The sequence below is a fragment of the Pseudomonas sp. 20P_3.2_Bac5 genome (genome assembly GCF_025466035.1).
GTDB lineage: Bacteria > Pseudomonadota > Gammaproteobacteria > Pseudomonadales > Pseudomonadaceae > Aquipseudomonas.
Window position 1 is genome coordinate 81,673 of record NZ_JANLOA010000070.1, and the last position, 13,128, is coordinate 94,800.

Annotated in this window: 13 protein-coding genes; 8 read left to right on the plus strand and 5 right to left on the minus strand. The window is 62.1% G+C overall.

All coding sequences use genetic code 11. The features are described 5' to 3' along the window. Positions 1-122: 122 nt before the first annotated feature. Positions 123-1,142: a flagellar protein MotY gene (locus tag NTD88_RS13440; RefSeq protein WP_262154370.1), complete on the minus strand. Its 1,020-nt coding sequence runs from the start codon at positions 1,140-1,142 to the stop codon at positions 123-125. 131 nt (positions 1,143-1,273) lie between these two features. Here NTD88_RS13440 and pyrC point away from each other — a divergent pair, with 131 nt between their 5' ends. Next, the gene (pyrC, locus tag NTD88_RS13445) at positions 1,274-2,320 is read left to right on the plus strand and encodes a dihydroorotase (RefSeq protein WP_095154894.1); all 1,047 of its coding nucleotides are present in this window, start codon (positions 1,274-1,276) and stop codon (positions 2,318-2,320) included. Continuing rightward, complete coding sequence (rnt, locus tag NTD88_RS13450; protein ID WP_095154893.1) at positions 2,317-2,985, plus strand: ribonuclease T; 669 nt, start codon at positions 2,317-2,319, stop codon at positions 2,983-2,985. Before pyrC ends, rnt begins: the two co-directional genes overlap by 4 nt. Before the next feature lie 59 nt (positions 2,986-3,044). Here rnt and NTD88_RS13455 read toward each other — a convergent pair whose 3' ends face one another. Further along, the gene (locus NTD88_RS13455) at positions 3,045-3,647 is read right to left on the minus strand and encodes a peroxiredoxin (protein ID WP_095154892.1); all 603 of its coding nucleotides are present in this window, start codon (positions 3,645-3,647) and stop codon (positions 3,045-3,047) included. A 227-nt stretch (positions 3,648-3,874) separates the two neighbouring features. Between NTD88_RS13455 and NTD88_RS13460 the strand changes: the two genes are divergently transcribed. Together NTD88_RS13460 and bfr are read left to right on the plus strand one after the other, a co-directional pair. Next, a complete protein-coding gene (locus NTD88_RS13460) occupies positions 3,875-4,096 on the plus strand; it encodes a bacterioferritin-associated ferredoxin (RefSeq protein ID WP_095154891.1) in 222 nt (73 codons plus the stop codon). 208 nt (positions 4,097-4,304) lie between these two features. Then, the gene (bfr, locus tag NTD88_RS13465) at positions 4,305-4,775 is read left to right on the plus strand and encodes a bacterioferritin (RefSeq protein ID WP_095154890.1); all 471 of its coding nucleotides are present in this window, start codon (positions 4,305-4,307) and stop codon (positions 4,773-4,775) included. A gap of 141 nt (positions 4,776-4,916) precedes the next feature. Here bfr and grxD read toward each other — a convergent pair whose 3' ends face one another. Together grxD and NTD88_RS13475 are read right to left on the minus strand one after the other, a co-directional pair. After that, positions 4,917-5,252 (minus strand): Grx4 family monothiol glutaredoxin, encoded by a 336-nt coding sequence (gene grxD, locus NTD88_RS13470; RefSeq protein WP_095154889.1) that lies wholly within the window; start codon positions 5,250-5,252, stop codon positions 4,917-4,919. A gap of 91 nt (positions 5,253-5,343) precedes the next feature. Further along, entirely contained in the window at positions 5,344-7,452 is a 2,109-nt protein-coding gene (locus tag NTD88_RS13475) for a molybdopterin oxidoreductase family protein (protein ID WP_262154371.1), read from the minus strand. A gap of 396 nt (positions 7,453-7,848) precedes the next feature. Between NTD88_RS13475 and argF the strand changes: the two genes are divergently transcribed. Both argF and NTD88_RS13485 read left to right on the plus strand, forming a co-directional pair. After that, a complete protein-coding gene (gene argF / locus NTD88_RS13480; protein WP_095154975.1) occupies positions 7,849-8,769 on the plus strand; it encodes an ornithine carbamoyltransferase in 921 nt (306 codons plus the stop codon). Further along, positions 8,766-9,875 carry an ABC transporter ATP-binding protein gene (locus NTD88_RS13485; RefSeq protein ID WP_095154887.1) on the plus strand — a complete coding sequence of 370 codons (1,110 nt, stop codon included), beginning with the start codon at positions 8,766-8,768 and terminating at the stop codon, positions 9,873-9,875. Before argF ends, NTD88_RS13485 begins: the two co-directional genes overlap by 4 nt. Positions 9,876-9,929: 54 nt before the next feature. Here the strand turns inward: NTD88_RS13485 and ybaK are convergent, their stop codons facing one another. After that, positions 9,930-10,400: a Cys-tRNA(Pro) deacylase gene (gene ybaK / locus NTD88_RS13490; protein WP_095154886.1), complete on the minus strand. Its 471-nt coding sequence runs from the start codon at positions 10,398-10,400 to the stop codon at positions 9,930-9,932. Between the two features lie 297 nt (positions 10,401-10,697). Between ybaK and NTD88_RS13495 the strand changes: the two genes are divergently transcribed. Next, on the plus strand, positions 10,698-11,546 hold the full coding sequence (locus NTD88_RS13495; RefSeq protein WP_262154372.1) for an MIP/aquaporin family protein: 849 nt from the start codon (positions 10,698-10,700) through the stop codon (positions 11,544-11,546). A gap of 57 nt (positions 11,547-11,603) precedes the next feature. After that, positions 11,604-13,103, plus strand: a complete 1,500-nt coding sequence (gene glpK / locus NTD88_RS13500; protein ID WP_175652299.1) for a glycerol kinase GlpK — start codon at positions 11,604-11,606, stop codon at positions 13,101-13,103. The last annotated feature ends 25 nt before the right edge of the window (positions 13,104-13,128 follow it).

Sequence of the window (13,128 nt, forward strand, 5' to 3'; positions counted from 1 at the left end):
ACTCCACGGGGTTGTACGGAAAACCCCGGATTCTACCGCTCTTGGTGCGGAATTTACAGTGGGGCGACAGCTTGTGACGACAAAGCGACAGGAACTGTCGTGAGCGCGACGGACGGTCGCACTCAGGACTTCAACGACGTTTTGCCTGGCGTCAGCTGCGTGGCGGGGGTATTCGACTTCGCCGGCGCCACCGGGGTTGCCGCAGGCGCCGAGGCCTCCGGTGCGGCGGGAGTGGCAGCTGGCGTCGGTGCTGGCGCTGCGGGTTTCTCCGCTGCTGGCGTCTCGACCGGGGTCACGCGGTCCAGCTCGATATTCACCCGCCGGTTGCGCGCACGGTTGCCCGCCGAATTGTTGGCCGCCAGCGGATAACGCTCGCCATGGAAACGCACGACGATGTTGCTTTCCGGTACGCCATGGGCCTTGAGGTACTCCATCACCGCCAGCGCACGACGGCGGGACAGGTCACGGTTGGTCAGGCGGTTGCCGCTGTTGTCGGAGTGGCCGTCCAGCTCGATATGGTTGACGGTGGGGTCAGCCTTGAGGAAGTCGAGGATCACGTCCAGGCGGGCGCGGGCATCGGCGTCCAGGTCGATGCCATTGCCGGGGAACCCGATGCGCGCCTGGCGGATCTGGTCGAAGTTCATCGGCAGCAGCTTGGCGGTGCAGGCCTGGTAGTCAGCGAAGGCCTTGTTGAACTTCACCGGCAGCAGGCGGACTTCCATGGCCCGCCCGGCTTCCCCGGCGTAGTTGCGAACCACCGTGCTGCGGCCATCCATCAGCCCGTTGATCAGACGGCTGGCCTGGCCCTGGGAGCTATTGAACAGCACGCCGCTACCGGACATGCGGATCGATCCCAGGTTGATGTCGCCGCGCCCCGGTTGCCACGGCGCGGCCGCGGCCAGCAGGGTGGCCGACCCCGCGCCGAGCATGTTGCTGGACGAGCGCAGGCGGAACGTCGCCTGCTCGCCGGCGCGACGCACGAACTCGCCGCTGCCGAAATCGGCAATCGGCTGGATCAGGCGACACTCGAACTGATCGCCTTCGACCTTCCACTCGATATTTTCCACACGCGTCTGGAACGTGAGCGCGGCGGCCGGAAGGCTGACAAAGAGGCTGAACAGGGCTAGATAACGCTGGCGCACGGGCGGCTCCACAAAATTCTTTCGACTTACCAGCAGGCTATCGGACGGCTTTGGCAAAACTTGATAGCGAGTGCTCGACCCAGGCTTTTCCGGTAGCATTCGCCCAGAGTTCGAACCGCCTGGAATCCCCAATGTCCGACCGCCTGACCCTCCTGCGTCCCGACGACTGGCACATCCATCTTCGCGATGGAGCCGTCCTGCCTCACACCGTCGCTGACGTGGCGCGCACCTTTGCCCGCGCCATCATCATGCCTAACCTGGTCCCGCCGGTACGCAATGCCGACGAAGCCGGCGCTTATCGCCAGCGTATTCTCGACGCCCGTCCGGCCGGCAGCCGTTTCGAGCCGCTGATGGTGCTGTACCTCACCGACCGCACGCAGCCGGAAGAAATCCGCGCCGCCAAGGCCAGCGGCTTCGTCCATGCTGCCAAGATGTACCCGGCCGGTGCCACCACCAACTCGGATTCCGGCGTTACCAGCATCGACAAGATTTCCCCGGTGCTCGAAGCCATGGCCGAAGTCGGCATGCTGCTGCTGGTGCACGGTGAAGTGACCCGCAGCGAGGTCGACGTGTTCGACCGCGAGAAGCTGTTCATCGACGAGCACCTGCGTCGCGTGGTCGAGCGTTTCCCGACGCTGAAAGTGGTCTTCGAACACATCACCACCGCCGATGCCGCGCAGTTCGTCAGCGAAGCTCCGGCCAACGTCGGCGCGACCATCACCGCCCAGCACCTGCTGTACAACCGCAACCACATGCTGGTCGGCGGTATTCGCCCGCACTTCTATTGCCTGCCGATCCTCAAGCGCAACACCCACCAGGTCGCCCTGCTCGACGCCGCCACCAGTGGCAACAGCAAGTTCTTCCTCGGCACCGACTCGGCACCGCACGCCCGTCACGCCAAGGAAGCCGCCTGTGGCTGCGCCGGCTGCTACACCGCCTATGCGGCGATCGAGATGTACGCCGAGGCCTTCGAACAGCGCAATGCCCTGGACAAACTCGAAGGTTTCGCCAGCCTGCACGGCCCGGCGTTCTACGGCCTGCCAGCGAACACCGACACCATTACCCTGGTCCGCGAAAGCTGGACCGCACCCGACAGCCTGCCCTTCGGTGAGCAGACTGTCGTCCCGCTGCGCGCCGGTGAGCAACTGCGCTGGCGCCTGCTGGAGGAAAACGCGTGAGTGACGATCAGTTCGACGACCAGGAAGGTCTTGGCGGTGGTTCGCGCCACCCGATGGCAGAACGTTTCCGTGGCTATCTGCCCGTCGTGGTGGATGTCGAGACCGGCGGCTTCAACAGCGCCACCGACGCGCTGCTGGAAATCGCCGCGGTGACCATCGGCATGGATGAAAAGGGCTTCCTGTTTCCGGAACACACCTATTTCTTCCGCGTAGAGCCCTTCGAGGGCGCCAATATCGAGCAGGCGGCCCTGGAGTTCACCGGGATCAAGCTCGATCACCCGCTGCGCATGGCAGTGAGTGAAGAAGCGGCGCTGACCGATATCTTCCGCGGCGTGCGCAAGGCGCTGAAGGCCAATGGCTGCAAGCGGGCGATCCTGGTCGGCCATAACAGCAGCTTCGACCTCGGCTTCCTCAACGCTGCCGTGGCGCGCACCGACATGAAACGCAACCCGTTTCATCCGTTCTCCAGCTTCGACACCGCCACCCTCGCCGGCCTCGCCTATGGCCAGACCGTCCTGGCACGGGCCTGCCAGAGCGCCGATATCGACTTCGATGGCCGCGAGGCGCATTCCGCCCGCTACGACACCGAGAAGACCGCCGAGCTGTTCTGCGGCATCGTCAACCGCTGGAAAGAAATGGGCGGCTGGCACGATTTCGACGAGTGAGTCGTTTTCAACGCACAAAAAAACCGGCCACATGGGCCGGTTTTTTTGTGCGTGGCGAATTACAGCTTGCCAGCGTTCTCGCTCAGGTAAGCAGCAACGCCTTCTGGCGAAGCGGTCATGCCCTTGTCGCCTTTTTTCCAGTTGGCAGGGCAGACTTCGCCGTGCTCTTCGTGGAATTGCAGGGCGTCGACCAGACGCAGCAGCTCGTCCATGTTACGGCCCAGTGGCAGGTCGTTGACGATCTGCGAACGGACGACACCGTTGGTGTCGATCAGGAACGCGCCACGGAAGGCTACGCCGCCTTCGGACTCAACGTCGTAGGCTTTGCAGATTTCGTGGGAGATGTCGGCTGCCAGGGTGTATTTGACCTGGCCGATACCGCCGTTGTTGACCGGGGTGTTACGCCAGGCGTTGTGGGTGAAGTGCGAGTCGATCGAGACGCCGATGACTTCGACGTTGCGCGCCTGGAAGTCAGGGATGCGGTGGTCCAGCGCGATCAGCTCGGACGGGCAGACGAAAGTGAAGTCCAGCGGGTAGAAGAACACCAGGCCGTACTTGCCCTTGATAGCCGAAGCCAAGTTGAAGCTGTCGACGATTTCGCCATTGCCCAGTACTGCGGCGACGGTGAAGTCCGGGGCTTTTTTGCCAACGAGCACGCTCATTCGATTTCTCCTGATGGTGTGAAACTAACTACGCAGGCGATCGAAGTCGCCTGACACGAGTTGGGCATCATACACCGCGCTGCGCGGGACGCCGAGTAATGGCGATCAGACAGTTTGACCTACCGGCGGTCGCTCTATCTCGCGGCTCACAAGAAGAGTTTTGACAAGCATTCTCATTAACATTAAGCTTCGTTCCATTGAGTCCGCCACCCTGATGGTCTTCTTCTATGTATGTGTGTCTTTGTGTTGGTGTAACCGACGGACAGATCCGCGATGCGATCTATGAAGGATGCTGTAGCTACAAGGAAGTCCGCGCCGCCACCAACGTGGCCAGCCAATGTGGCAAGTGTGCGTGTGTTGCCAAGCAGGTCGTCCGCGAGACCCTGACTGAAATCCAGGCCAGCCAGGCTTCTGCCCTGCCTTATCCCGTGGAATTCTCCGCCGCCTGAAAAAATCTTTTCCCCATTTATAAAGAACCGGACCTAGTGTCCGGTTTTTTTATTCCCATAATTCAACTAGTTAGGTGTAAAACGCGGAACACAAACATTCTTATTCCGATTAATTTTCACTTATTATTCAATAACTTAGGTTTGACAGAGAAAGTTGCCAGGCTCAAACTCCTGCTTATTGGCACACTTGAAGAGCAGGACCTCAATCATGAAAGGCGACGTAAGCGTCATCCAGCATCTCAACAAGATCCTCGGAAACGAGCTGGTCGCGATCAACCAATACTTCCTGCATGCGCGTATGTACGAAGACTGGGGCCTGGAAAAACTCGGCAAGCACGAATACAAAGAATCCATCGACGAGATGAAGCACGCTGACAAACTGATCAAGCGTATTCTCTTCCTCGAAGGCATCCCCAACGTCCAGGACCTGGGCAAGCTGCTGATCGGCGAGCACACCCGCGAAATGCTGGAATGTGACCTGAAGATCGAGCAGAAAGGCCTGATCGACCTGAAAGCCGCCATCGCTCACTGCGAAACCGCTGGCGACTTCGGTAGCCGCGAACTGCTGGAAGACATCCTCGAGGCCGAGGAAGAGCATATCGACTGGTTGGAAACCCAGTTGAGCCTGATCGACAAGGTTGGTCTGGAAAACTACCTGCAATCGCAGATGGGTGAGTAACGCAGCCGCGAGCTTCAAGCTCCCAGTTGCAAGATAAAAGCGCCGCGCGCCTTCAAGGGCCGCGGCGCTTTTTTTCATTCAGAGGCACCAGATATGAAAAAGCCCCGCATCGCGGGGCTCTTCATGACGGCTGGCAGGTGATCAGGCTTCGGAAGCCTTGGCCTTGGCAGCAGCTTCTTTGATCAGGGTCTGCAGCTCACCATTGGCGGCCATCTCGATCATGATGTCGCTACCGCCGACCAGCTCACCGGCCACCCACAGTTGTGGGAAGGTTGGCCAGTTGGCGTACTTCGGCAGGTTGGCGCGAATTTCCGGGTTCTGCAGGATGTCCACGTAAGCGAACTTCTCGCCGCAGCCCATTACGGCTTGCGCCGCTTTTGCCGAAAAGCCGCACTGCGGGGCATTCGGCGAGCCTTTCATGTAAAGCAGAACGGTGTTGTTGGCGATCTGCTCTTTGATTGTTTCGATGATATCCATGAAGCACCTCGGCTGAACTTTCCGACCTGGTTGTCGGCACGGTGGCGAATTGTATCGGAAAGCCGAGCACGACGCTCGGCCTTGCCGACAATCATGCAGCAACCACCTCCACCGGCACACCGTTGAGCACCGCATTGCCGGACAACGCGTCGAGCAGACGGTCATCGGTCAGGTCATTGGCACTGGCCCCGGACTGCGCCCGCGCGATGTCCAGCAGCACGCCGGGCCTGGCGTGGCCGAAACCGTGGGGCAGGCTGACCACGCCGCGCATCATGTCGGTGCTGGCCTGCACATCCACCTCGATGCTGCCGACCCGCGAGGTCACCCTCACCCGCTGCCCATCCTGCAACTGCCGTCCGGCCAGATCTTCCGGGTGCATCAACAACTGATGGCGGGGCTTGCCTTTGACCAGTCGATGATAGTTGTGCATCCAGGAGTTATTGCTGCGCACATGACGCCGGCCAATCAACAGCAACTGCGCGGCGCTGGGTGGCTGTTGCGCGGCGAAGCGCTGCAGGTCGGCGAGAATCTCGGCCGGGGCCGCTTCGATGGCGCCACTCGCGGTTTTCAGGCGTCCGCTCAGATTGGGCTGCAAAGGGCCCAGATCGATGCCATGCGGGTGCTGGTCGAGCGTCTCCAGTGACAGGCCGAACGCCGAACCTTCCCCGTAACGCCCGCCGCGCAGGCCCCGATCAATCATCTGCGCGGGCGGCAGGGTCGGTTTGAGGGGTTTGTCGCTGATCGCCGCGAAGGCCCGCGCCAGGCCGACGAAAATCTCCCAGTCATGCAGCGCGCCCTGGGGCTTGGGCAGGATCGCCCGGTTGAAGCGAGAAACGTTGCGCACCGCGAACAGGTTGAACGTGGTGTCGTAGTGATCGTTCTCCAGTGGGGAGGTCGATGGCAGGATGAGGTCGGCGTAGCGCGTGGTCTCGTTGATATAGAGATCGATGCTGAGCATGAACTCCAGGCCGTCCAGCGCTTGTTCGAGCTGTCGGCCATTGGGCGTGGACAACGCCGGGTTGCCGGCCACGGTCACCAGCGCGCGTACCTGTCCTTCGCCTTCGATGAGTATCTCTTCAGCCAAGGCTGACACCGGCAGCTCGCCGCCATATTCAGGCAGCCCGGATACCCGGCTCTGCCACTGATTGAAATGCCCGCCGCTGGTGGTCGCCACCAGGTCCACCGCAGGTTCGGTGCACAGCGCGCCGCCGACGCGGTCGAGGTTACCGCTGACCAGGTTGATCAACTGCACCAACCAGTGACAAAGCGTGCCGAACGCCTGGGTCGACACCCCCATGCGCCCATAACACACCGCCTTGTCCGCCGCCGCGAAGTCCCGCGCCAACTGCCGAATCAGCCCCGCATCGATACCGCACAGCAGGCTCATGATCTCCGGCGTGAACGACTGCAGGGCCTCGCGAACCTGATCCAGGCCGTTGACCGGCAAATGCGTCACGCGGGTCAGGTTTTCCTCGAACAGGGTGTTGAGCACGCCACAGAGCAGCGCCGCGTCGCCTCCCGGACGGACGAACAGATGCTGATCCGCCATCGCCGCGGTTTCGCTGCGCCGCGGATCGACCACAACCAGCTTGCCGCCGCGCGCCTGGAGCGCCTTCAGCCGCTTCTCGACATCCGGCACGGTCATGATGCTGCCGTTGGAGGCCAGCGGGTTGCCGCCGAGGATCAACATGAAATCGGTGTGGTCGATGTCCGGGATCGGCAGCAACAGGCCGTGCCCGTACATCAGGTAGCTGGTCAGGTGATGCGGCAATTGGTCGACCGACGTCGCGGAAAAGCGGTTGCGGGTCTTGAGCAGGCCGAGGAAGTAGTTGCTGTGGGTCATCAGCCCGTAGTTGTGCACGCTCGGGTTGCCCTGGTAGACCGCGACGGCATTCTGGCCGTGTCGCTGCTGGATGTCGTAGAGCTTGCGGGCGGCCAGCTCGAAGGCTTCTTCCCAGGGAATGGGCAGCCATTGGTCGCCCACGCGCACTACCGGCCCGCGCAGGCGATTGGGATCGTTCTGAATGTCCTGCAGCGCCACCGCCTTGGGGCAGATGTGGCCGCGACTGAAACTGTCCTGGGCATCGCCCTTGATCGAGGTGATACGCGGGGCGCCGCCCTCCTCGGTATCAAGCTCGAAGGTCAGGCCGCAGATGGCCTCGCACAGGTGACAGGCTCGGTGGTGCACGGTCTTGGTCATGGCCGCCTCTTGTTCTCGGATCAGGGGGGAGTGCCGTCCCCGACTATGGCCCCGGCATGCGCGGGCTGCCAGCGACCTTCGCGGCGTGAATCCCCGGGCATCAGGAGGAACGATGGTTCCAGATGACCGACAAAGCCTGGCCGATTCATTGCCAAGCCCGTCTGGGGCAGTGTAAAAAGCTCTCTTGCTCTGGAAAAAGAAGCAGACCAACGGCTTGCCCAAATCCTCGGCTCACGCCATGGATGCAGCCCCACTTGGTAAGACGCGACATTTAATTATAGTATTGCGCCTTCCCCTATTTCGTCGCCCCGTGCGGCTTTCGCCGCAGGTCTCATCCGTGTTTCCGAAAAACCGGTTTTTGCTGATCTGCGGTCTGTTGCAAAAAGGTAGTCAATGATGAGCGCTAGGCACTTTCTCTCCCTGATGGATTTCACCGCCGAAGAACTGGTCAGTGTGATCCGCCGAGGGATCGAGCTGAAAGACCTGCGTAACCGCGGCGTACTCTTCGAGCCCCTGAAAAACCGCGTGCTGGGCATGATCTTCGAGAAATCCTCGACCCGTACCCGGCTGTCCTTCGAAGCCGGCATGATCCAGCTCGGCGGCCAGGCCATCTTCCTGTCCCCGCGCGATACCCAACTGGGCCGTGGCGAGCCGATCGGCGACTGCGCCATCGTCATGTCGCGCATGCTCGATGCGGTCATGATCCGTACCTTTGCCCACAGCACCCTGACCGAATTCGCCGCCAATTCGCGGGTTCCGGTGATCAACGGCCTGTCTGACGACCTGCACCCGTGCCAGTTGCTGGCCGACATGCAGACCTTCCTCGAACACCGCGGCTCGATCCAGGGCAAGACCGTGGCCTGGATCGGCGACGGCAACAATATGTGCAACAGCTATATCGAAGCGGCCATCCAGTTCGACTTCCAGTTGCGCATCGCCTGCCCGGAAGGCTACGAGCCGAACCCAAAATTCGTCGCCCAGGCCGGTGACCGCGTGCAGATCGTCCGCGACCCGAAGGAAGCGGTACGCGGTGCACATCTGGTCAGCACCGATGTCTGGACTTCCATGGGCCAGGAAGAGGAAACTGCACGGCGCCTGGAGCGGTTCGCGCCTTATCAGGTCAACCGCGCACTGCTCGACCTGGCAGCCCCCGATGCCCTGTTCATGCACTGCCTGCCCGCCCACCGTGGCGAGGAAATCAGTGTGGACCTGCTCGACGACCCTCGTTCGGTCGCCTGGGACCAGGCGGAAAACCGTCTGCATGCACAGAAGGCGCTTCTCGAATTCCTTGTTGAACCGGCCTACCACCACGCATGAGTCGTCCCCTATTGCTCAACCTGCGCAACCTCGCCTGCGGCTATGGCGAGGCGCGCATCGTCCAGAACCTCAACCTGCACCTGAACGCCGGTGACATCGGCTGTCTGCTCGGCTCCTCGGGTTGCGGCAAGACCACCACCCTGCGCGCCATCGCCGGCTTCGAGCCGATCCACGATGGCGACATCCAGTTGGCCGGCGAGACCATCTCCAAGGCCGGGTTCACCCTGGCGCCGGAGAAACGCCGGATCGGCATGGTGTTCCAGGACTACGCGCTGTTCCCACACCTGACGGTGGCGGACAACGTCGCGTTCGGCATCGGCAAACACCCGCACAAGCAGCAGGTGGTCAAGGAGATGCTCGAACTGGTCAAGCTCGACGGCCTCGGCGGGCGCTACCCGCACGAGCTTTCCGGTGGCCAGCAGCAACGGGTCGCCCTGGCCCGCGCCCTGGCACCCGAGCCGCAGTTGCTGCTGCTGGACGAACCCTTCTCCAACCTCGACGTGGAACTTCGCCGGCGCCTCAGCCACGAAGTCCGCGACATCCTCAAGAGCCGCGGCACCAGTGCGATCCTGGTGACACACGACCAGGAAGAGGCCTTCGCCGTCAGCGACCATGTCGGCGTCTTCAAGGAAGGCCGGCTGGAGCAGTGGGATACGCCCTACAACCTGTACCACGAGCCGGCGACCCCGTTCGTTGCCAGCTTCATCGGTCAGGGCTATTTCATTCGCGGCCAGTTGCTCGACCCGGAGACGGTCCAGACCGAACTCGGCACGCTGCGCGGCAACCGCGCCTATGCGCTGCCGGTCGGCGGCGCCGTGGATGTGCTGTTGCGGCCTGATGACATCATCCATGCCCCGGACAGTACCCTGAGCGCGCGGATCAACGGCAAGAGCTTCCAGGGCGCCTCAACGCTGTACCGCCTGCAACTGGGCACCGGCACCCAGCTGGAAGCGATCTTCCCGAGCCATATCGATTACCAGATTGGCCAGGACGTCGGGATTGCCGTTGCGGCGGATCACCTGGTGCTGTTCGCTGCTTCAGGCAGTGTCGAAGCGAGGTTGCCGGCTGGCGAGAGCGGCGTTCGCCGATACGGCTCGGTCAGCTGATACAAAAAAGGCCGCCACAATCGTGGCGGCCTTTTCGTTGGGGCATCCGCGTTTCTATTCGCGACCGATATCCGCGAACTTGCCCTGGGTGTGCTCAGCAAGTACCGCAGCCGCCAGCTCCACCTCCAGCCCACGCCGTCCGGCGCTGACATGAATCGTCTCGTGAGCCTCGGCCGATTGGTCGATAAAAGTGCGCAGACGTTTCTTCTGACCCAGCGGGCTGATTCCGCCCAACAAGTAGCCCGTTGAACGCTGGGCTGCGGCGGGGTCAGCCATTTCGCACTTCTTCACGCCCGCCGCCTGGGCCAGTGCCTTCAGATCGAGGCTGCCGCCCACCGGCACCACCGCCACCAGCAACTCGCCCTTCTCACTGCTGGCCAGCAAGGTCTTGAACACCCGCTTGGGGTCCAGACCCAGTTTTTCAGCAGCCTCCAGGCCGTAGGACGCGGCCTTGGGGTCGTGTTCATAACTGTGAATGCGGTGTTCGGCGCGAACTTTCTTCAACAGGTCCAGAGCAGGGGTCATGCGGGGCTCCAACATTCGTTCTGTATTCGGCGGCTACTGTAGGACAAATCGTGTGCCACAACCATTGGCCTGTAGGACACGAACATGACAACTCGCAGGCCGGCAGTCAGATTATGAATGACAGTTCACTTTCGACCTTTGACATCAGCGTTTCTTGTCTATATTTTTTCGAATCTGAATATTGGTGATGCCCTTATAAGGTGCATTTCTATCGTCTGCCTGACCGAAATGGGGATTTCGTTCGGGTTTCTGTCGAGCGCTCACTGCGCCTCACAACAACAAAAACCGAGGTATCGAATGACGACTGCTCTACAACAACCGACGTTGTCCAGCCAATGCATGGCCGAATTCTTCGGCACCGCACTGTTGATCTTCTTCGGTACTGGCTGTGTTGCCGCGCTCAAGGTGGCGGGTGCCAGCTTCGGCCTGTGGGAAATCAGCATCATCTGGGGGGTGGGCGTCAGCATGGCGATCTACCTCACCGCCGGTATTTCCGGCGCGCACCTGAACCCCGCCGTGAGTATCGCGCTGTGCCTGTTCGCCGGTTTCGAGAAGGGCAAGCTGCCGTTCTACATCGTCGCCCAGATCGCCGGCGCCTTCTGCGGCGCGGCGCTGGTCTACACGCTCTACAGCAGCCTGTTCTTCGATTACGAACAAACCCACCAGATGATTCGCGGCAGCGAGGCCAGCCTCGAACTGGCCTCGGTGTTCTCCACCTACCCGCACCCGGCGCTGTCCACCGGTCAGGCGTTCCTCGTTGAAGTGATCATCACCGCGATTCTCATGGCCGTGATCATGGCCCTCACCGATGACAACAACGGCCTGCCGCGCGGCGCCCTCGCCCCACTGCTGATCGGCCTGCTGATCGCCGTGATCGGCAGCGCCATGGGCCCGCTGACCGGCTTCGCGATGAACCCGGCACGTGATTTCGGCCCCAAACTGATGACATTCCTGGCTGGCTGGGGCGAAGTAGCCTTCACCGGCGGCCGTGATATTCCCTACTTCCTCGTTCCGGTTTTCGCGCCGATCATGGGAGCGTGCCTTGGCGCCGCCCTGTACCGCGGCGTGTTCGCCCGCAGCCTGCCCAGCGCCGCTGCCAGCACCCCGACCGACGACAAGACCCAGGGCAACACCCAGACTTCCTGATCCGCACGCGGACAGAGCTGCCCTGACTCCAACCTATTTCACTGCAAGGCCAACGACATGACAGACCGTCAGAACAAGAACTACATCATTGCCCTCGACCAGGGCACGACCAGTTCGCGGGCCATCATTTTCGACCGCGATGCCAACGTGGTCGGCACCTCCCAGCGCGAGTTCGCCCAACACTACCCGCAGGCCGGCTGGGTCGAGCACGACCCGATGGAAATCTTCGCCACCCAGAGCGCAACCATGGTCGAAGCCCTGGCTCAGGCGGGCATCAGCCACGACCAGGTCGCCGCCATCGGTATCACCAACCAGCGTGAAACCACGGTGGTCTGGGACAAGGAAACCGGTCGTCCGGTGTACAACGCCATCGTCTGGCAGTGCCGACGCAGCACCGAGATCTGCGAACAGCTCAAGCGCGACGGCCTGCAGGACTACATCCGCGAAACCACTGGCCTGGTCACCGACCCCTACTTCTCCGGCACCAAGCTCAAGTGGATCCTCGACAATGTCGAAGGCGCTCGCGAGCGCGCCGAGCGCGGCGACCTGCTGTTCGGCACCGTCGATAGCTGGCTGATCTGGAAATTCTCCGGCGGCAAGGTTCACGTCACCGACTACACCAACGCCTCGCGCACCCTGCTCTTCAACATCCACACGCTGCAGTGGGATGACAAGATGCTGGAAGTGCTGGGCATCCCGCGGCAGATGCTGCCCGAAGTTCGTTCGTCCTCGGAAATCTACGGCAAGACCAAGAGCGGCATCGACATCGCCGGTATCGCCGGCGACCAGCAGGCCGCGCTGTTCGGCCAGATGTGCGTGGAGCCGGGCCAGGCCAAGAACACCTACGGCACCGGCTGCTTCCTGCTGATGAACACCGGCGACAAAGCCGTGCAGTCCTCCCACGGCCTGCTGACCACCATCGCCTGTGGGCCGCGTGGCGAAGTGGCCTACGCACTGGAAGGCGCCGTGTTCAACGGTGGCTCCACCGTGCAGTGGCTGCGCGACGAACTGAAGATCGTCAACGACGCCCACGACACCGAGTACTTCGCCAGCAAGGTCAAGGACAGCAACGGCGTGTACCTGGTGCCGGCCTTCACCGGCCTCGGCGCGCCCTACTGGGACCCGTACGCCCGTGGCGCCCTGTTCGGCCTGACCCGCGGGGTCAAGGTGGACCACATCATCCGCGCCGCACTGGAGTCGATCGCCTACCAGACCCGCGACGTCCTCGACGCCATGCAGCAGGACTGCGGCCAACGCCTCAGCGCGCTGCGCGTGGACGGTGGCGCGGTAGCCAACAATTTCCTGATGCAATTCCAGGCCGACATCCTCGGCACCTGTGTCGAGCGTCCGCAGATGCGCGAAACCACCGCCCTCGGCGCCGCCTACCTGGCGGGCCTGGCCTGTGGCTTCTGGAGCGGCCTGGACGAATTGCGCGGCAAGGCGCTGATCGAGCGCGAATTCACTCCGCAACTGGCGGAAGCGGAGAAGGAAAAACTCTACAGCGGCTGGCTCAAGGCCGTTGATCGCACGCGCGACTGGGAACCCCACGAAGAGTAAGCAGTGCGTACAGGGCGCATCCGCA

Coding starts and splice junctions, on each gene's coding strand:
- pyrC (WP_095154894.1), top strand. CDS start 1,274: ATGTCCGACCGCCTGACCCTCCTGCGTCCCGACGACTGGCACATCCAT.
- NTD88_RS13455 (WP_095154892.1), bottom strand. CDS start 3,647: ATGAGCGTGCTCGTTGGCAAAAAAGCCCCGGACTTCACCGTCGCCGCA.
- NTD88_RS13460 (WP_095154891.1), top strand. CDS start 3,875: ATGTATGTGTGTCTTTGTGTTGGTGTAACCGACGGACAGATCCGCGAT.
- bfr (WP_095154890.1), top strand. CDS start 4,305: ATGAAAGGCGACGTAAGCGTCATCCAGCATCTCAACAAGATCCTCGGA.
- grxD (WP_095154889.1), bottom strand. CDS start 5,252: ATGGATATCATCGAAACAATCAAAGAGCAGATCGCCAACAACACCGTT.
- NTD88_RS13475 (WP_262154371.1), bottom strand. CDS start 7,452: ATGACCAAGACCGTGCACCACCGAGCCTGTCACCTGTGCGAGGCCATC.
- argF (WP_095154975.1), top strand. CDS start 7,849: ATGAGCGCTAGGCACTTTCTCTCCCTGATGGATTTCACCGCCGAAGAA.
- NTD88_RS13485 (WP_095154887.1), top strand. CDS start 8,766: ATGAGTCGTCCCCTATTGCTCAACCTGCGCAACCTCGCCTGCGGCTAT.
- ybaK (WP_095154886.1), bottom strand. CDS start 10,400: ATGACCCCTGCTCTGGACCTGTTGAAGAAAGTTCGCGCCGAACACCGC.
- NTD88_RS13495 (WP_262154372.1), top strand. CDS start 10,698: ATGACGACTGCTCTACAACAACCGACGTTGTCCAGCCAATGCATGGCC.
- glpK (WP_175652299.1), top strand. CDS start 11,604: ATGACAGACCGTCAGAACAAGAACTACATCATTGCCCTCGACCAGGGC.